Below are 19,422 nucleotides of genomic sequence, written 5' to 3'. Positions count from 1 at the left end.
AGTGATTTCCTTTAAATGTTGATGTTTTTGTTGTAAATGATATGTTTTAATGTTAAAATAAAAGGTAGTATTTATAGATATTAAAGTAAGGAGATTTATATGGGAGTATTTGAATCTATTTTTGGCTCAGCTAATAAAAAAGAGCTAAAGAAGATAGAACCAATTATTAAAAAAATTGAATCATATGATAAGTCTATGCAACAATTATCAGATGATGAATTAAAGCATAAAACTGTTGAATTCAAGGAAAGATTAAAAAACGGCGAAACTTTGGACGATATTTTACCAGAAGCTTTTGCTGTAGTTAGAGAAGCCAGCTACAGAGTTTTGGGTATGAAACAATATCGTGTGCAATTAATCGGTGGTGTTGTTTTGCACCAAGGTAGAATTGCAGAAATGAAAACTGGTGAAGGTAAGACTTTGGTTGCAACTTTACCTGCATATTTGAATGCACTTAGTGGAAAGGGCGTTCACGTAGTTACTGTCAATGATTATCTTGCAAAGAGAGATAAGGAATGGATGGGAAAGGTTCACGAATTTTTGGGATTAACTGTAGGCGTTATCGTTTATGGTTTGGACAATGATGAAAGACGTGAAAACTACGCTTGTGATATTACTTACGGTACTAATAACCAATACGGCTTCGATTATTTGCGTGACAACATGGTTATTTACAAAAAAGACAAGGTTCAAAGAGGCCTTAACTTTGCAATCGTGGACGAAGTTGACTCCATCTTAATAGATGAAGCTAGAACTCCACTTATTATTTCTGGTCAAGGCGACGAATCTACAGATATGTACATGAGAGCAAATATGTTTGCTAATGGTTTGACTGGACGTATTATGGATCCAGAAGAAGACAAGCCAGATATTTTCGATCGTGAATTCAAGGATGAAACTGTTGATTTCTTGGTTGACGAAAAGAGAAAAACTGCCAGTCTTACAGAAATTGGTACTAAAAAAGCCGAAGAATATTTCGGCGTAGAAAACTTGTCTGATCCTAACAACATGGAATTGGCTCACCATATCAACCAAGCTTTGAAGGCTAACAATACAATGAAACGTGACATTGATTACGTAGTAAAAGACGACGAAATCCTTATCGTTGATGAATTTACTGGTCGTATAATGGAAGGTAGAAGATATTCTGATGGTCTTCACCAAGCTATCGAAGCAAAAGAAGGTGTTGAAGTTAAGAGCGAATCCAAAACTTTGGCAACAGTTACATTCCAAAACTACTTCAGAATGTACAACAAATTAAGTGGTATGACTGGTACTGCCAAGACTGAAGAAGCGGAATTCAACGAAATCTACAAGATGGACGTTGTTGAAATTCCTACTAACAAACCAGTAGCCAGAGTTGACGAACAAGACAGAGTTTACATCAACGAAAACGCTAAATTCAACGCAATCGTTGAAGAAATAAAAGAAATTCACAAGACTGGTCAACCAATTCTAGTTGGTACTATTTCCATCGAAGTTTCAGAAAGATTGTCCAACTTGTTGAAGAAGAACGGAATCAAACACGACGTATTGAACGCTAAGCAACACGAACGTGAAGCAGAAATCGTAGCACAAGCGGGTATGTTTGACAAAGTTACTATCGCAACAAACATGGCCGGCCGTGGTACCGACATTCTTTTAGGCGGTAACCCAGATTTCTTAGCAAAACACGACATGAAAAAACAAGGTTATGGCGAATACGTAATCGAAAGTTTGGATTCATTCTTGCCAAGTACAGACGAAGAATTAGTTGCAGCAAGAAATGTTTACAACGAATTATACAAAAAATACAAAAAAATGACTGACGAAGATAAGAAGAAAGTTCTTGAAGTTGGTGGATTATACATTATCGGTACTGAACGTCACGAATCACGTCGTATCGATAACCAATTGCGTGGTCGTTCTGGTCGTCAAGGAGACCCTGGTAAATCAAGATTCTTCGTATCATTAGGAGACAACTTAATGAGATTGTTCGGTGGAGAAACCATCCAAAAATACGCTGAATCTGGCAAATTCCCAGAAGACGAACCAATGGAATTCAGAACAATCACTAAAGCAATCGAAAGAGCGCAAACAAAGGTTGAATCTAACAACTTCGGTATCAGAAAGAACGTATTGAAATACGACGACGTTATGAATGCACAACGTAAAGTAATTTATACTGAAAGAGATAAAGTACTTGACGGTGAAGACATGCACGAATCTATCGTAGCTATGATTAAGGACATCATTGCAAACGCAATCGACACATATTGCCAAGATGCAAAATCAGAAAATTGGGAAATGGAAGCATTGATGACTTACTTGAACACATTCATTCCAGAAGGAACATTGGATCTTACAAGACTTAACAGCTACAACAAGAAAACTTTCACAGATTATGTAACACAAAAAGCATTGGAAGTTTACGGCGAAAAAGAAGAAGCCATCGGCAAAGAAAAATTCAGAGAAATCGAACGTGTAATTCTTCTTATGGTTGTAGATAGAAAATGGATGGATCACATTGATGCGATGGATCAATTGCGTCAAGGTATCGGCCTAAGAGCATTCGGTCAACAAGACCCAGTAAGAGCTTACAACAACGAAGGTTTCGAAATGTTTGAAGATATGAACCACTCTATCAAAGAAGACACAGTTAGAGGAATGTTCAACGTTCAACCAGTTGAAGAAATCGAAAGAAAACAAGTAGCTCACGAAACTTCTGCATCAAGTGGTGAAGAAGAAATCAACAAACCAGTAGTTAAAGGTAAGAAAATCGGTAGAAACGATCCATGTCCATGTGGAAGTGGTAAGAAATACAAAAACTGCTGTGGTAAAAATAGATAAAAATAAAAACAAATACAAACACATCAAGGAGGAGAAATCCTCCTTTTTTGTTCAAAAAATATATGCAATTGGAGGATAAAAATGGACGTATTTTTAATTAACGAAAAAATAGAAAGTTTATCTCAAAATCTAAAAGAAATAAAGGAGTCTCTTTGACTTAGACAATTTAAGAAAAAAATTAGATGAATTGCAACAAGAAACATTGAAACAGGGCTTTTGGGATGACAGCGACAAAGCACAAGAAATCTTCGACGAATTAAATTCCGTAAAAGACGATGTCGAAAACTACGACGATATCGAAGAAAAAATCGAAGAAGTAAGAATGATGCTCGAAATCAGCAAGGAAGACAACACAGAAGAATACGAAAAAGAAATCTCAAAAACACTCAAAAGTTTGGAAGAAAAAGTCGACGAATTCAAAATCAAAACGCTCTTGGTGGGAGAATACGACAAAAATAATGCGATTATGTCCATTCACGCAGGTGCAGGTGGGACTGAAGCACAAGATTGGGCTGAAATGTTACTGAGAATGTACACGAGGTGGATTGCTGACAAGAATTATTCCTATAAAATCACCGACTACAATCAAGATACAGAAGGCGGCATCAAATCCGTATCGTTAATCGTACAAGGAATTAACGCCTATGGTTTTTTGAAAAGCGAAAAAGGAGTCCACAGACTTGTCAGAATTTCTCCGTTTGACCAACAAAAACGTCGCCACACATCATTCGCATCAGTGGATGTCTTCCCTGAAATCAAAGATAGTCACAACATCCAAATAGACGACAAAGATTTGAAAGTGGACACTTACAGAGCATCTGGTGCCGGTGGACAACATGTCAACATGACAGACTCTGCAGTTAGAATCACACACATTCCAACAGGTGTCACAGTCCAATGTCAAACAGAAAGATCGCAAATCGCCAACAGAAAATACGCCATGGATATGCTTATCGCCAAGCTTATCATGATAAAAGAAGAAGAAAAGCGTGAAAAAATCGAAGACATCCAAGGAAAATACAACCAAATAGCGTGGGGCTCCCAAATCAGATCCTACGTCTTCCAACCGTACACATTGGTAAAAGATCACAGAACAAACTTTGAAAGTTCACAAGTGCAAGATGTGCTTGACGGTGATTTGGATAAATTCATAAATGCATATTTGAGCCACAATTAAATTTACAATAAAATAACACAAATATAGTACAATATAGAAAAGGAGGGGATAGAATGGAATATGTAATCTACAATAAAAACACGCCGGTGTTTTCTTTTGAAATGATTCACAACAAAATCATAAAAATCATAGAAATATACAATCCAAAATACAGACCGGTGCAAGTTAAATACAATAACAAGAAAAATATAATCGAAAAAAGTAGCTTCGAACATTTTCTAAAAGGCAGAAGAATTCCGGACACCAGACAGGACAAGGACATTCTTCTAGAAAACCTTCAAGGAAAATCTCTTTACGAACTTAGCTTGGCGTATTTCGGGCTATCTCTTTCAGATCAATATTGGATAAAAGAAAAAAACGACAGCGTAGAATGTAAAGACATCAACTTTTTCCAAAATGATTTCTCACAATATATGGGACTTTTTATGTTTGGTAAATCCGACAGTTCTTTTTCACTAAAAACTCCGAACAACACATCAGATGGTTGGCTTAAAAAAGCATGGATGCTAAATGAAGGTAAGAGAATTCTCGTTAAAGGCTCTTCGAAACCATTCTATCAAGAAGCTTTCAACGAAAAAATAGCCTATGAAATCTCAAAAGTTCTTGGAATCAATCATATTAAATATGAAATTGAAAATATTGGTGACAAGACTTGTTCTGTTTGTGAGAATTTCATCGATGAAAACACGGAGCTTGTCCCAGTTAATGCGGCTGTTCAAAATGTTCAAAAACCTAATCATATTTCAATGTATGATTTCGTGGTAGAAGAATTACAAAAACTTGGGATATCTGATGCGAAAAACAGAATCGATGAAATGCTATTTCTTGATTATATAATTTTCAACGAAGACAGACATTTTAATAATTTTGGATTTATAAGAGATGTTGAAACGCTTGAAGTTAGAGGAATGGCTCCGATTTATGATTCGGGAACAAGCTTATTCTACAACACACTTGATACTGCGATAAATTCTTGCAATCCTGATGTGAAGCCGTTCTACACTGACAGAAAAAAACAGTTTGAATTAATCAAAGAAAAAATCGACAAAAAAATCGATGCGAATAAAATTTACGAAATAATCGTGGACGTACTTTCAGAAAGTGATTATCTCGAAGAATTTGCACCTGATAGGAAAAAAATCATCGCAGACAGAGTAGCAAAATCTATATAATTAATGCATAAAATTTGTGGTTTTTGATTGCATATTGGGTATATAAGTCTTGAGGTGTAATTAAATGAAAAATATAGTATTAGAAAATTTCAGAGAATTGTCGAATGTTCCTCGTTGTTCATTTGACCAAAAAAGAATTAACGAATACTTAGTAAATAAAGCGAAAGAATTGGGTCTAGAATACGATGTTGACGATGAATTAAACATCGTAATCAGAAAGCCTGCAACAGAAGATAAAAAAGGTCATCCAGGAGTTATTTTGCAAGGTCACATGGACATGGTTTGCGAAAAAGAAGATGACAGCGATCACGATTTTACAAAAGATCCGATAGAATTTATCGAAAAAGATGGCAAGTTAACTGCCAACAAAACAACACTTGGAGCTGACAATGGAATAGCAATCGCAATGGGATTTGCTATTTTGCAAGATGAAAACTTGTCACATCCTGATTTGGAATTGATGATTACGACAAACGAAGAAGTTGGACTTATCGGTGCGAATGCCGTAAGCGAAGATTTCTTAAAAGGCAAATACCTTATCAACGTTGACAGCGAAGAAGAAGGAATCATGACTTGTGGTTGTGCTGGTGGCAATACTTTGAATTCTGAGTTTGCAATCAAACGCGAAGATTTTGGAAAATATTTCTACAGGATAGCAATCAATGGTTTCAGAGGTGGTCACAGTGGTCAAGATATCAACAAAAATCACCTTAACGCCATCGAATCTACAGTTAAAATCCTAAAAGAATTATCGACACGTCACAATTTGAGAATTGTATCATTAAATGGTGGTACAAAACACAACGCAATCCCAAGAAATTGTGAACTTATAATTGCAAGTGAAGATGAAATCAAAGACGAAGAACTAAACGTTGATGGTTTCAAACAAGTCGAAAAAAAGATGGAATTTAAGTTTGAACAAGTAGATGAAAAAACTCCAATGGACGAACAATCTACTGAACACATCTTGAATTTCCTAACAACAATTCCAAACGGAGTTGTGGACATGGTAAAAGGAAACGCCGATTTGGTGGAAACTTCTCTTAACCAATCAATCGCAAAAACAGAAGAAGACAAATTCGTGTTTATGGTATCAATCAGATCCTCAGTTTTGGATAAGATAAAAGAAGTTGAAGATTTGATTACAAATACAACAAAATCAAACAATGGAATAGTTGAATCTGAAGGATTCTACGAACCTTGGGAATACCGTGAAGATAGCGAACTAAGAGACAAATGTTTGAAAGTTTATAAGGAAGTCACAGGAAAAGATATGCAAGTGAATGTTATTCACGCAGGTCTTGAATGTGCAGTATTTTCAAAGAAATATCCGGACATGGACATGATTTCCATCGGCCCAGATATGACGGGAGTTCACACACCAAAAGAAACTTTGGATTTGGAATCTACAGCTAGGGTGTACGAATTCTTGAAGAAATTAGTAGAATCATTATAAAATGGAGGATAAAAATGAGTGACGAAAGAAATTTAGAAAACGAAGAATTAAACGAAGAAATGTATGATGAAGAAGAGTTAGATACAATCGTACTAACTTTAGAAGATGGCGGCGAAATCGAATGTGGAATCCTTGGAGTATTCGAAGTTGAAGGCTACGACAGTGATTACATCGCACTTGTATCTGAAGATGACAACGAAATTATGATTTACAAATACGAAGAAATCAACGAAGAAGAAGCTAACTTAGATGTTATCGAAGACGATGCTGAATACGAAAAAGCAAAAGAAACATTTGAATCTCTTTTCGTGGATTTTGAAGGAGAAGATGAAGAATAATTTTAAGGCTGTTATGATTGATCTGGACGGAACTCTTCTGACAGATGATAAAAAAATTACTGATTTCAGTAATCAAATTTTACAAAAACTTTATGACAATGGCATAAAGATTATTATTGCGACAGGAAGAGGTCTATCCAGAGCTAAGCAATTAACCGAAAAATTAGATTTTGACAAAATAATCCTTGCAAATAATGGAGCTATTATTCACAGTAGCTCCAATATTGCAACGGATGAGGATTTGAAGTTGGAATCCAATGTGGTGGATGAGCTTAGCACTCTATCAGAGGAGTATGGGATAAGACCGTATTTTTTTGTGGAAAATAAATGCTCATTACTCATTCAAGATGAAGATGACAAGAAATATTTCGTTGATAGCGTGGGAGATATTGGTGAGATAATGACAGTGTCTGAGAGGAATTTGCCGATAGATGATTGTGTAAGCATGATTATGATAGCAAGAAAAGACCGTATTTACGATATTGTTGATCATATCAAGACCAATCCCAACGTGACATATCACATTCACACGAAGTATTTTTCCAAAAACATCAGAATGCTTGAAGTGCAAAACGTTAACACGGACAAATACAAAAGGGCAATTCATGTGCTTGAACATTTTGGAATAACAAGTGATGAAGTGGTTGCTATTGGCGATGCGCACAACGATTTGGAAATGGTTGTGAACAGTGGGCTTGGAGTTGCGATGAAAAACTCCGACGATATTTTGAAACAAAACGCAGACATCATAACACAATACACAAACGAAGAAGACGGACTGGCAAAATTTTTAGAAGAACTATTTGAGTTGAGGGATTATGAATAATTTAAAAGAATTTTTGAATGAAGAATATTATGACAAATACAAGGGCAAAAACTTGGTAGTATACATCTATCCAAAAGATAACACAAGTGGATGCACAATAGAAGCGGATGGGTTTTCCGAAATTTACGACGAATTTCAAAAGCTTAACACAGAAGTTGTAGGAATTAGCAAGGACACAGAAAAGACACACGAAAATTTCAGAAAAAAACAAGGACTAAAACAAGAATTGATATCCGACCCAGAAAGAATATTCTTGAACAATTTTGGTTGCGTTTACAAGGGCAAAATGTTCGGCAAAGAAGTTACCAAAACAGAAAGAAGCACGTTTGTATTTGACAAGGATATGGACTTGGTCAAAGAATTCAGAAAAGTAAAACCAGACGAAAATCCACAAGAAGTGTTGGATTTCGTACGAGACAACCTAAATGACTGATAGATATAACATTTACAGCAAATATCTAAAAGAACATTACGGAGAAAAAGTCTACAAACTTCCCATAAAACTGGATTTGACTTGTCCCAACAGAGATGGAAGGTTGGGGCATGGTGGTTGCATTTATTGTCACGAAGAAGGTGGAAGCTTCGAAAACAAAGAAAAACACCTTTCAATTCGTGAGCAATTGGAAAAAGACAAACAAACCATCGAAAACAAATACAACGCCCACAAATTCATATCGTATTTTCAAAATTACTCCAACACATATATGCCGCTTGAATTGTTCAGACAATACGTCAACGAAGCAGTTGTAGAAAATGTCGTTGCAGTCAGCGTATCCACAAGACCGGATTGCATAGCACGTGAGCATTTGGAAATATTGAAACAACTTCAAGACGAAAAAAACGTCGACATCATCATAGAGCTTGGACTTCAAACATCCAACAACAAAACTTTGAAGATAATCAACAGACAACACACAGTCGCGGATTTCATTCGTGCTTGTTTGATGATAAAAGAATACGGATTTAGAATTTGCACACACGTAATACTTGCACTTCCATGGGATGACATGGACGATGTCAGAGAAACTGCGAAGCTTTTGTCGGTATTAAAAGTCGACGAATGCAAAATCCATTCACTATACATTCCCAAACACACAATACTTGCGAAGTGGTACGAAGAAGGAAAAGTGAAACTCAAATCACTGGACGATTACGTGAATGAAGTTTGCGAATTCTTGAAATATTTGGATAAGGATATCCTAATTCAACGATTAGTCGGCAGAATGCCCGAAGAGAATTCTGTGTTTTGCAACTGGAATACAAGTCATTGGAAAATACAAGATATGATAATTGAAAAAATGGAGCGAGAAAATATTTTCCAAGGTGATAATTTTAGTAAAAGAATGGGTATAATAATATAAAGTAAATTAAACTTTTTAAAATGGTTTAAGAAAGGATGATAATAATGGTTAAATTTGTAGTAGGTCCTAAAGGTAGCGGAAAAACAAAATGGTTGATCGATAAGGCCAACGACGAAAAACAAAACAAAAACGGTAACATAATATTTATAGACTCTGATGACAAGCACATATTCTCGCTTGATCACTCAGTAAGACTTATAGATGCATCGACATTCCACATCTCAAGTCCAGAAAGTTTGTATGGATTTTTGGCAGGAATAATGTCACAAGATTTCGACATCGAAACAATTTACGTAGACGGAATTTACTCAATCGTTGAAATGACAGAACAACAATTAGAAGAATTCCTAGAAAACTTGGAAGTTTTATCAAAAGAAGCTAACGTTAACTTCTTCATAGGAATGAACAAAGAAAAATCAAGCTTACCAGCAAAATACCACGAAGAAACAGTGGAATTGCACGAATAATACCTTCACGATAGACCCTTTATAAGGGTCTATTTTTATGAGGAGAATTGTGGAAGAATAGAAGAAATCAGAAAACCGTTTTGCACGAACACATTGACGAGAAAATTTATCGCAACACAAAGATAATGAATAAAAGTCGTAACACGCATCGTCTGGCTTACGTAAATTGACAAATTCTAACCTTGAAATTCTAAAATCTCAAACTCGTGCTACGCACTCAAACAATGAGATTTTTTAACGAATTTCTTCGATTGAATTTGACACAATTCACTCCAGATGACTCGCTTAGTTACGATCTTTTATTAGAGTGCTACGATTGATTCTTAGCAAATGCAGTAATCTGATTTGTTTCACTGACAAGGAAAAGTGAATTTGTCGCTACGCAAACATACGGAATAAAAGTCGCACCACGAGGAATCTCACTTAGGGCAAAACCTAGACTATTTCAGCTCAGAGAAATCAGAAAACTGTTTTGCACGAATATCTGCTTACGAAAATAAGAAAATCCTCACGCTTGTGCCCCTAAAATCTCAAGTGCGCCTTTGGCTTTCACGAGTGAGATTTTGGACGGGTCACTTCGCTTGGATTTTTGGTTATTTCCTCCAGACGATATTCTTAGCAAATGCAGTAATCTGATTTTGTATATCTACAAGGATATTGTTGGAATTGCTACACAAGGGGGAAAAGTTGCATCACGCTTTGTTGGGTGCAAAGTGTGCAAGCTTTCACAAAATGCTTGACAAAAAATAGTGTGGGGAGGTAGAATGAAATCGTAATCATAAATATTCAGGAGGATACAATATTGCTGGAAGTTATCATCAAATACTTGATAATAATTGTACTTACTTTTTGTCATGAAATGGGACATATTTTAATGTGTATTATTTTCTTTAAATGTAAAGATTGGAAAATAGATATGGGACTTGGTAAGGTTTTATTTGAAACTAAAAGACTTATTATAAGACCCATAATTGTTGTTGGTAAAATACTCCCACAGTTAGATGGTGAATATTATAATAGCAAGAGCAAATTACAAAAAATAATGATCCCATTAGGTGGACCATTATTTAATTTAATAGTACTGATTGTTACAATTCCATTATTAATAAGTGAAGGGAAAATGATAGCTGGATATTCACATCTTTTTCAAGAATCAATAAAGTTTTTGTTGCGATTCAATATGGCACAACTTTTCTGGACTTTGTTGCCAATTTATTATAAAAGAGATGTTCCTAGCGACGGTAGAAGAATAATTGAAATAATTAAGAACTAATTTATAATTGTATAATTTACATAATCGAGGTTAAAATGTTTAATACACTAATGATAGTCGTAATATCTTATTTTGTTTATCAAATTTCTCAACTCTTACATGAGATGGGACATGCTGTTGCATATCGCTTAGCATATAAATCAAAAAAATGGAGAATCGAAACAGGAAGAGGCAAAGAGATATTCAAATCAAAAAGAATTAGAATATGTTTATCACTAGCTGAAGGAGTATGTTACTTTGATGATGATTATGAAGATTGGTATTACAAGAGAAATTTGATCGTGTTTTTGGCGGGACCATTTGTTAACATTATTTTATTTGTAAGTATGATTCCATTTATCTATGATATCAATCATTCAACTGATGTGAGTAGTTTTTACCGTAACATCGTATTTATCACATTTTATATTAATTTCTGGAAGGCTTTTATTGGCTTATTACCAAAAGAATATGAAAATATGAAAGTAAATCAAACTGACGGATTGAAACTTCTTAATATTATAAAAGCGATGAAAAACTCACGAAAATCGAACAACAACTAACCAAAAATCCCTTGCATTCTGACAAGGGATTATTATAATTTATATCATACTTACTAAACTCACAAATCACGATACAGATGTTACGGTATTATCATTTCTAAGCATAATTGCACTCAACAATAGTGATGCGGCTATAAACACGAAGATATATTTGTAATTGAACGATGAAATATACGAGTTTGCTAACAAGAATACGACTTCGAAGACATCAGCGAAGAAGCTGAATGCTGATAGCATGGTTGCTCTGTGATTTTTGAAGCCTATTGTGTCTATATAATTGTTTTGAATTTTTTCAATAAATATCCCCAAGACGGACAAGATTGTTGGAAGTATAATCATTAACAACACTACAGGTTTTCCAGATATCACACATAATCCAGCAAAGAACAATGATGCAATAACTGAAAATAATCGAACTTTGTTCCATGCTTTTTGTTCTCCTAGATATTTTATGATAAATGTTTGTGAGAGTTGAAGTCCTGAGTAAGCTAGGATGAGTGGCGACGCTATATTTTCCGAATATCCATTGTCAATTATGACTTTTACATAGAAGAAGTTGATCAACAAAAATGACAAATTAAACAACGACACGATTAACACGATTACTCTAAAAGTTTTATCGTGTACCAATAGCTTCAATGTTTTTGACAAATTAAATTGTTCCTCATTATCACTTGAGTTGTCGGTATGTGGGATGAAAATGGAAATCACAGTTGCAATTACATTTGCAATTATGGTTACCCAAATCAAAGCGTTAATGTTCCATCTTGAATTAATAAAAGGAAACATTACGGTTGATACGATAAAAGCTATTGTTCCCCAATTATAGAACTTAGAAATATTATTACTGTAATTATCGTCGCCGAAAAGCTTGTATATGTAGGCGCTTATTGTTCCGGAATTCAGTGCAAAAGCAATTCCTTCAAGCAAGGCTTCCACCGCAAAAAGCATAAAATTATTGGATATCAGTAAAATTATCCTTGCAGTTAGCATCGTAAACTGGGCGAGAACTATTGACTTTTTTAGCCCAATTTTATCAGTCAACACACCCAAAGGAAATTCACAAATCATGCAAGTAACAGATAGTATCGCTTGTAACACAAAAAACTGAGACAAGCTAATTCCTCTATTCGTCCTAACCAACAACGCAACAGGCGCATAAAATATTAAATTGGAAAATAAATTCATTGCGTATATTTTTCTTGAAGTTTTCATACATATATTATAACTCTTTTTCAATAAAATATACTTTATCACACACAAAAATCCCTTGCCACACGACAAGGGATTGATTATTATAATTTACTTCTATCGTTATCTGAGTTCATCAACAATTGATAAACTTGGATTTCTCCGATTAACTTCAATTCTTCAAAGCCACGGCGGCGAAGTTCATCACGTTCGTGTTCGTTTTCGTAATTTGCATCTGTTTTGAAATAATTTTCCAAAATCTCTGACACTTTTTCCTTATTATTTGCGTTTTTAAGTACTTCTTCTCTAATATACATAACCTACCTCCTACAATTGTTGTTATCTTACATATAATTATACCCCAAAACACACAAATCTACCTTATAATATTAATTCCATCTTCCACAACGTATTTCAAATCACAACGGCTCAACAAACCATTCATCCACGCACGACGGAATTCATCGTAAACTTCAGAAGATTCTCCATAGATGTAATACTGTTCGTGCACATCAATTCTCTTAATCCAACGAAACTCTCCGTCATCTGATTCCACCGGCAAATTCGCCATATCACAAGGCATCCCGTCCAAGAACTTATCGGACATAAATTGAAACGCATCAGAAGCATCACCCGAGAAATCCTCCTTCGAACCAAAATCATAGGCGATTTTAAGAGCATCTTCAAGCTTATCTTCTTTTTTCAACTCACTCAAAACCCTCGCCAAATTATCCTCGACGATTCCAACTCTCACCTGCAACCATCCGTGAATATTATCCGTGTCAATCAAATCCTCCAACGCTCCACGTTCAATATTTTTCAAATCAACATCTTCATCCAACAACTCACTCATCTTGCGTGTAATCTCATCAACGTAATTTATCTTATCGAACATTATATAATGAATTTTTCCTAAAAATCTTGACATATTATCCCTCCATTTTTTGATTATATTATACAAATTCGAAGTGTAGGTTTCTGTAACCATTGTTACATGATATAATTAAATTGAAAAGAAAAATTCGTAGAATTAGCTCATAAACCAAAGAAAAGTTGAACATTTGAACACGAAAATTCAAATTCAAAACATCATAAAATAATAAAAAAATAAATAATTGCAATAATATTTAATCACAACACAATAAGTGATTAGGAATAAAGCAAATACACTACATGTTGGTTTTGAAATAAAAAATACTGAATAACAATTTGCATAACTATTCTGCAAAATATATATCAGCAAAGAATTTGCAAATTTTATTGTATTATTTGAAATAATATAGTATAATGAGCTTAAGTCAATATAGTAATGTGATAAAGAAGACTTTATTAAAAGGAAAGGATTGGATAATTATTAACAATTATTCAATGTATTGAGTGACAAAGGTTTAATTCTAAAATTCAAACAATTAAACTTAACACTGTTATATTATATTGGTTGAAAAATGTTTTCATATAAACACACTAAAATATGATTATAACTACTAGAAATAGTAGCTAAAATAAAAGGTAGGCGTTGAATTTACCGAACCTAACGCTTGTGGACATTGCCCTTGGGAAATTTTGGACAGTGGACGAAGCAAGAACACCATTTATTAAATTGGTGAAATTCGATTGTTGAAATACCTTTTTGGGTAAAGATAACTAAGGAATGGCAATATAATTGCTTGGAAACGAATTTGATTTAAATAGCATTGAATGCAAAAAAATTTAAAAGGAGGAGACAAATTCCACCCTATTAGGGAAGTTTCCATTGTCATGATAGTATGAAAATTAATAAAAAATTATTAATGGCTGCACTTGCAGGTGCAATTGTAGTTGGTGGCGGAGTTAACACTTACGCAGCTGAACCAGCACCAACACCAGCTCCAACAGAAGGAACAAATGATGCAGCTGGAAAAACAGATGAACAAAAAATCAGTGAAGCTCAAGCTAAGGCTAAAAAACAATTAGATGATGCAGGTGTACCATTTGAAAAACAAGGAGAGGTACTAGCATATCCTAACACTGTATATGATATTGAGCAAAAAACAAATGAAATTTTAGCTGAAAAAGCAAAAGAAGATGAAGAATTAGCTAAAACAGACTTAGGAAAAGCAAAATTAGCAGCTAAGGCTGAGCTTAAAAAAGAAGGTTATCAATTAGGATTATATGACGAAGCTATAAACAATGCTAAAAGTCTATATGATATCGAACAAGTAAAAGAAAATCTAAGAGCAAATAAAAGTCTTAAAACTTTAGATGAGTACAATAAAGAAGAAGCAGATAAAAAGGCAGAAGAAGAAGCTGCTAAAAAACCTTTAGCAGATGCTAAAGCAAATGCAATAGCAGAACTTAACAAAGCTGGAATTAAAGGCGAAAATAAATATATTAAAGATGTTAATGATGCAACAACTGTATATGATGTAGAACAAGCTAAAAATGCTGGTCTTGAATGGGCAAAAGAAAACCTAACATCAATTGATGATTGGAATGAAAAAGAAGCTGCAAAAACAAGAAGATTAACAATTGATGAATGGCTAAAATTACAAGAAGAAAAAGACAAAAAACCAGAAGAAAAAAACCCAGGAATCACAATTGATGAATGGTTAAAATTACAAAAAGAAAAAGAAGAAAAAGACGGATATGCAACATATAAAGAAGCTGAAGCAGCAGCTAAGAAAGCTTTAGAAAATGATGAAATAAACAATGCATACGAAGTAGTACAAGGTGCAAATGGAAGATATTATTATGTATTGAAGATTGTAGATAAAGAAGACGAAGAAAAACCAGAAGAAAAACCAGCTGAACAAGATGGTTATGCAACATATGAAGAAGCTGAAGAAGCAGCTAAAAAAGCTTTAGAAAATGATCCAATTAACAAATCATACACTATAAGCCAAGGTGCTAATGGTAGATACTACTACGTATTATCTCCAAATGAAGAAGAAAAACCAGAAGAAAAGCCAGAAGAAAAACCTGAAACACAAAAAGGATATGACACATACGAAGAAGCTGAAGCAGCAGCTAAGAAAGCATTAGAAAATGATCCTATAAATAATTCATATTCTATTAGACAAGGTGCAGATGGAAAATACTACTATGTATTATCTCCATTAGAAGAAGATAAAAACCCAGACGTACCAGGAACTCCTGACGTACCATCTAACCCAGACGTACCAGGAACACCAGATGTACCATCAACACCAGATGTACCATCAACACCAGATGTACCATCAACACCAGATGTACCATCAACACCTGGTGAAGAACAAAAACCTGGCGAAGATAAAAAACCTGGTGAAGACAAAAAACCTGGTGAAGACAAAAAACCTGGTGAAGACAAAAAACCTGGTGAAGACAAAAAACCTGGCGAAGATAAAAAACCAGAAAACAAAAAACCTGGTAAAGAAAACACTGATTCTCCAAACAAGAAGAAAGAAAAAGCTAAATTACCAAAAGCTGGTAGCGAAGCTGAAATCTTAACATTAGCAGCAGCAGCATTATCAACTGCAGCAGGTGCTTACGTTTCTATCAAAAAACGTAAATAATTAATCTTAGATAAAAAATAGATTAATCTAAAAAAATGGGACTTTTATAAGTCCCATTTTTGATTGCAATGAAACTGATACAAAAAATATATCAGTTTTTTCATTTACGCTTATTTTCTTGTTAGTATGTCCAAGTTTGTCGTATAATCATCTATCAAAAGCCTGGCGAGTTTCGCTTTTTGGATTTTGTCTTCGATGCTTTTCTTGGATTCTAGTGTCGTAATTTCTGTGGAGTTTTTGAGTAGTATGTGTCCTGTTGTTATTTCTTCGATGGAGTCGATGTTGAATAGTCCGTAGCTTCCATCGTTTTTGGATATTGGTTTTCTTACTTTTATCATGCAGTACGTTCCGTTTTTAAAACAAATAGGAGGATTTTTGGTTATGTTCAATGATTTTTTGATGAGTTTTTTCGCTTCAGTGATGTCGATTAATTGGTTGCGGGCAATTTTTTTGATGCAACAATCCAATGAACAGTAATTGATAGTGGTGAAATCATTAAAATAAAGTTGGACTGCATTGCCGATATTGTCTACGTATATCGGGATAACTGCTTGTAATTGTTTCATTAGATCTCCTTTTATTTTATGATAATTTAATTATAGCAGAACATACGTTCTTATTCAAGCGTTTTCGATTTGAATTTACAATGAATTGAAGAAAAATACATGGAATGGCGATGGGTTTTTGAAAAAATTTCACACAATTCACGCTGTTACTACTGATTTTGATGTGGTTTTGGTGTTGATTCTTGATTTATAAAATCTTCTCATCGATTGTACAATTGAGAAAAAGGAGATGGAAATCATGAATTTTGATGAGATAGATTATATTGTGAATAATAAGATATTAGACGATGAAAGAATTTACAAGTCTTTTGAGCCGTTGATTATTAGTAGTATAAAAAAATATTATGATAGGGCAGATATTTTTGAGGAGCTTGTGGATGATGGCAAGACCGAGATTATGTATGCGATTATGGAGTATGATTCTTCGAAGAAGGTTCCGTTCAATTATTATTTGAAGCAGAGGTTGAGGTTTTTCTATTTGAAGAAGAATCCTAGAAGAAGTATTTCTTCGTTGAATTTTACGAATGAGGATGGAGATGAGGTGATGAATTTGATTGAATCTGATGAGAATATCGAACAGGATTTTGAGGATAGATTGGAGATTAAAAAGCTTTATGAGAAGGTGCGTAAGCTTCCCTATAAGCAACAGAAGATTATTTATGAGAATTTCCTTAGAGAGAAAAGCGCGAGGGAGATTTGCAGAGAATTGAATATGAAACAGTCGACATTCTACAATACGAGAAGCAAGGCTTTGGAGAATTTGCGCAAGATGTATTGAGCTTTGGGTGTGGAGTGGTGGGTTAATATAGATGGAATCGATGCGATTCCATTTTTGCTTGCGTGGAAATATTTAATTGTATGCGTTGTGGTGCGTGAATTTTCGTGATTTGTGGTATATTATAATAAGTATATATTTTAATGAGGGGGACAAGGTGGATATTTTAGAGTTGATGCACAAGAGGCATTCTGTTAGAAAATACATAGATAAAGAGATTGATAATTCTGTGAAGAAGATTATTGAACAGAAGGTTAATGAGGTTAATCGTGAGTCGAGTTTGAATATAAAGGCTGTGTTTGATGACAAGGATGGTTTTAATTCAAAGCTTGCAAAGTACGGAAAGTTTGAGAATGTGAATAATTTTCTGATTATGAAGGGTGTAGGCAATGATTTGAGCGAGACTTGCGGATATTACGGCGAGAAGCTTGTGATGGAACTTATGAATTTGGGTTTGGGTTCGTGCTGGGTTGCTCTTACATATAATAAGAAGAATATTAAAAAATACATTGAGCCTAATGAAAATTTGGTTATTGTGATTGCTTTTGGTATTCCTGCAAATTGGGGTTACGATCACAAAAGCAAGTTAGCTAAACAAGTGTCAAATGTGAATGAAGACTCTCCACAATGGTTCAAGGATGGTGTCGATTGTGCACTTAATGCTCCTACTGCGATTAATCAACAAAAATTTATGTTGACTTTGGTTGATGATAAGGTGAAGGCTAAGGCGAGGTTTGCTCCGTCAGCGAAGGTGGATTTGGGAATTGTGAAATACCATTTCGAAGTGGGAAGTGGCAAGGATCATTCCATATGGATATAATGATTTAATTTTAGAATCAAAAGTCAAAAATTGAAATCAAAAGTCAAAGATATTGCAAAGATTGCAAATACTATTGATTATGCGCTCGTAAGGGTGTATAATAATATCAAGGTCAAAGAAAGTCAAAAACAAATTACGGGAGGTTTTTATGGAATATAAAGATTATTACAAAGTTTTGGGGGTGGATAAAAAGGCGAGCTCCCAAGAAATTAAAAAAGCATACCGAAAACTCGCCAAGAAATATCACCCTGATTTAAATAAAGGCGATGAGAAATCCCAAGAAAAATTTAAAGAAATCAACGAGGCTTACGAGGTTTTGGGTAACGAGGATAAGCGTAAAAAATATGATATGTTCGGATCCAATTATAATTTCCAAGGCGGACAAAACTTCGATCCGAATGCGTACGATTTTGGAGGATTTGGAGGGTTCGGTGGTTTCGGCAAGAATTCTGGCTCTTACACTTACACAACTGGTGGCAGTGGCGGAGGATTCTCGGACTTTTTCAATGCGTTTTTCTCGGGTGGACAAGGTAGCGGCGGAGGATTTTCTGATATTTTCGGTGGATTCAAAGGCGCTGGAAGAAAATCACAACCAAGGCAAAGATACGACACGGACATTTCCGTTTCACTATCAGATATCTACAATGGTGTAGAAAAAAGATTGGGACTTATGATTGGGGATAAAAGTGTCAACTTGAATTTGAAAGTTCCAAAAGGGATTTTGCCTGGTAAAAAGATTAAGGTCAAGGGCGAAAAGTTCGGCGTTGACGGGGACATTTACGTGAAGATTAACCTGGTTGATGTGTACAACAAGCTTGAAGATCACAATATTATAAAGAAGGTTGAACTTAAACCATGGGAAGCTTATTTTGGGAAATCTATCAATGTTGAAACGATTAGTGGCGAAAGAATCAAGGTTAAGATTCCGAAAAATATCAAAGCTAATCAAAGAATTAGAATTAAGGATAAGGGATTTGTGGATATGAAAGGTGTCAAAGGTGATTTGTATCTTGAAATTTCCATTGTAAATCCTACAAAATTAAACGAAGAACAAGAAAAATTATATAAACAATTATACGATATTTCTGAATAATGTTAG

General features: G+C 34.6%; 19 protein-coding genes. 15 read left to right on the top strand and 4 right to left on the bottom strand.

The features are described 5' to 3' along the window. Nucleotides 1-99: 99 nt before the first annotated feature. From secA to ABDJ34_RS02860, 11 genes are all read left to right on the top strand, one after another. Complete coding sequence (secA, locus tag ABDJ34_RS02910) at nucleotides 100-2,829, top strand: preprotein translocase subunit SecA (RefSeq protein ID WP_412701301.1); 2,730 nt, start codon at nucleotides 100-102, stop codon at nucleotides 2,827-2,829. A gap of 81 nt (nucleotides 2,830-2,910) precedes the next feature. Continuing rightward, nucleotides 2,911-4,006 (top strand): peptide chain release factor 2 gene (gene prfB, locus ABDJ34_RS02905; RefSeq protein ID WP_412701300.1). Its coding sequence is split into 2 segments (ribosomal slippage): nucleotides 2,911-2,982 and nucleotides 2,984-4,006, totalling 1,095 coding nucleotides; the frame shifts between segments, so codons are not numbered across the junction. Nucleotides 4,007-4,059: 53 nt separating this feature from the next. Further along, nucleotides 4,060-5,178 carry a HipA domain-containing protein gene (locus tag ABDJ34_RS02900; protein ID WP_412701299.1) on the top strand — a complete coding sequence of 373 codons (1,119 nt, stop codon included), beginning with the start codon at nucleotides 4,060-4,062 and terminating at the stop codon, nucleotides 5,176-5,178. Between the two features lie 64 nt (nucleotides 5,179-5,242). Beyond that, nucleotides 5,243-6,634, top strand: coding sequence for a beta-Ala-His dipeptidase (pepD, locus tag ABDJ34_RS02895; protein WP_412701298.1), 1,392 nt, complete (start codon nucleotides 5,243-5,245; stop codon nucleotides 6,632-6,634). Between the two features lie 14 nt (nucleotides 6,635-6,648). Then, entirely contained in the window at nucleotides 6,649-6,972 is a 324-nt protein-coding gene (locus ABDJ34_RS02890; protein ID WP_002836077.1) for a DUF1292 domain-containing protein, read from the top strand. After that, nucleotides 6,962-7,798: a Cof-type HAD-IIB family hydrolase gene (locus ABDJ34_RS02885; RefSeq protein ID WP_412701297.1), complete on the top strand. Its 837-nt coding sequence runs from the start codon at nucleotides 6,962-6,964 to the stop codon at nucleotides 7,796-7,798. Before ABDJ34_RS02890 ends, ABDJ34_RS02885 begins: the two co-directional genes overlap by 11 nt. Continuing rightward, nucleotides 7,791-8,231, top strand: a complete 441-nt coding sequence (locus ABDJ34_RS02880; RefSeq protein WP_412701296.1) for a peroxiredoxin — start codon at nucleotides 7,791-7,793, stop codon at nucleotides 8,229-8,231. Before ABDJ34_RS02885 ends, ABDJ34_RS02880 begins: the two co-directional genes overlap by 8 nt. Further along, entirely contained in the window at nucleotides 8,224-9,159 is a 936-nt protein-coding gene (locus tag ABDJ34_RS02875) for a TIGR01212 family radical SAM protein (RefSeq protein WP_412701295.1), read from the top strand. Before ABDJ34_RS02880 ends, ABDJ34_RS02875 begins: the two co-directional genes overlap by 8 nt. A gap of 35 nt (nucleotides 9,160-9,194) precedes the next feature. Beyond that, nucleotides 9,195-9,626 carry an ATP-binding protein gene (locus ABDJ34_RS02870; RefSeq protein ID WP_455906259.1) on the top strand — a complete coding sequence of 144 codons (432 nt, stop codon included), beginning with the start codon at nucleotides 9,195-9,197 and terminating at the stop codon, nucleotides 9,624-9,626. 802 nt (nucleotides 9,627-10,428) lie between these two features. Beyond that, the gene (locus ABDJ34_RS02865) at nucleotides 10,429-10,899 is read left to right on the top strand and encodes a site-2 protease family protein (protein ID WP_412701294.1); all 471 of its coding nucleotides are present in this window, start codon (nucleotides 10,429-10,431) and stop codon (nucleotides 10,897-10,899) included. A 35-nt stretch (nucleotides 10,900-10,934) separates the two neighbouring features. Beyond that, nucleotides 10,935-11,441: a M50 family metallopeptidase gene (locus ABDJ34_RS02860; RefSeq protein WP_412701293.1), complete on the top strand. Its 507-nt coding sequence runs from the start codon at nucleotides 10,935-10,937 to the stop codon at nucleotides 11,439-11,441. A 66-nt stretch (nucleotides 11,442-11,507) separates the two neighbouring features. Here the strand turns inward: ABDJ34_RS02860 and ABDJ34_RS02855 are convergent, their stop codons facing one another. From ABDJ34_RS02855 to ABDJ34_RS02845, 3 genes are all read right to left on the bottom strand, one after another. After that, nucleotides 11,508-12,656 (bottom strand): MFS transporter, encoded by a 1,149-nt coding sequence (locus ABDJ34_RS02855; RefSeq protein WP_412701292.1) that lies wholly within the window; start codon nucleotides 12,654-12,656, stop codon nucleotides 11,508-11,510. Between the two features lie 80 nt (nucleotides 12,657-12,736). Further along, complete coding sequence (locus ABDJ34_RS02850; protein WP_154254768.1) at nucleotides 12,737-12,949, bottom strand: hypothetical protein; 213 nt, start codon at nucleotides 12,947-12,949, stop codon at nucleotides 12,737-12,739. A 59-nt stretch (nucleotides 12,950-13,008) separates the two neighbouring features. Beyond that, nucleotides 13,009-13,560: a hypothetical protein gene (locus ABDJ34_RS02845; RefSeq protein ID WP_412701291.1), complete on the bottom strand. Its 552-nt coding sequence runs from the start codon at nucleotides 13,558-13,560 to the stop codon at nucleotides 13,009-13,011. Nucleotides 13,561-14,398: 838 nt separating this feature from the next. Between ABDJ34_RS02845 and ABDJ34_RS02840 the strand changes: the two genes are divergently transcribed. Then, nucleotides 14,399-16,162: a DUF5633 domain-containing protein gene (locus ABDJ34_RS02840; RefSeq protein WP_412701290.1), complete on the top strand. Its 1,764-nt coding sequence runs from the start codon at nucleotides 14,399-14,401 to the stop codon at nucleotides 16,160-16,162. A 110-nt stretch (nucleotides 16,163-16,272) separates the two neighbouring features. Here ABDJ34_RS02840 and ABDJ34_RS02835 read toward each other — a convergent pair whose 3' ends face one another. Next, nucleotides 16,273-16,728, bottom strand: coding sequence for a hypothetical protein (locus tag ABDJ34_RS02835; protein WP_412701289.1), 456 nt, complete (start codon nucleotides 16,726-16,728; stop codon nucleotides 16,273-16,275). Nucleotides 16,729-16,966: 238 nt separating this feature from the next. On the opposite strand from ABDJ34_RS02835, the gene ABDJ34_RS02830 reads away from it, so the two are divergent. The 3 genes from ABDJ34_RS02830 (at nucleotide 16,967) to ABDJ34_RS02820 (ending at nucleotide 19,416) form a co-directional block, all read left to right on the top strand. Further along, nucleotides 16,967-17,506, top strand: a complete 540-nt coding sequence (locus tag ABDJ34_RS02830; protein WP_412701288.1) for a sigma-70 family RNA polymerase sigma factor — start codon at nucleotides 16,967-16,969, stop codon at nucleotides 17,504-17,506. Between the two features lie 154 nt (nucleotides 17,507-17,660). Then, complete coding sequence (locus ABDJ34_RS02825) at nucleotides 17,661-18,323, top strand: nitroreductase family protein (RefSeq protein ID WP_412701287.1); 663 nt, start codon at nucleotides 17,661-17,663, stop codon at nucleotides 18,321-18,323. A 148-nt stretch (nucleotides 18,324-18,471) separates the two neighbouring features. Continuing rightward, complete coding sequence (locus ABDJ34_RS02820) at nucleotides 18,472-19,416, top strand: DnaJ domain-containing protein (RefSeq protein WP_412701286.1); 945 nt, start codon at nucleotides 18,472-18,474, stop codon at nucleotides 19,414-19,416. Nucleotides 19,417-19,422 lie beyond the last annotated feature (6 nt).

It is taken from the genome of Finegoldia dalianensis (assembly GCF_046255015.1).
GTDB classification, from domain to species: domain Bacteria; phylum Bacillota; class Clostridia; order Tissierellales; family Peptoniphilaceae; genus Finegoldia; species Finegoldia magna.
The sequence above is the reverse complement of the archived record's forward strand: the minus strand, read 5'-3'. Positions and strand labels throughout refer to the sequence as shown.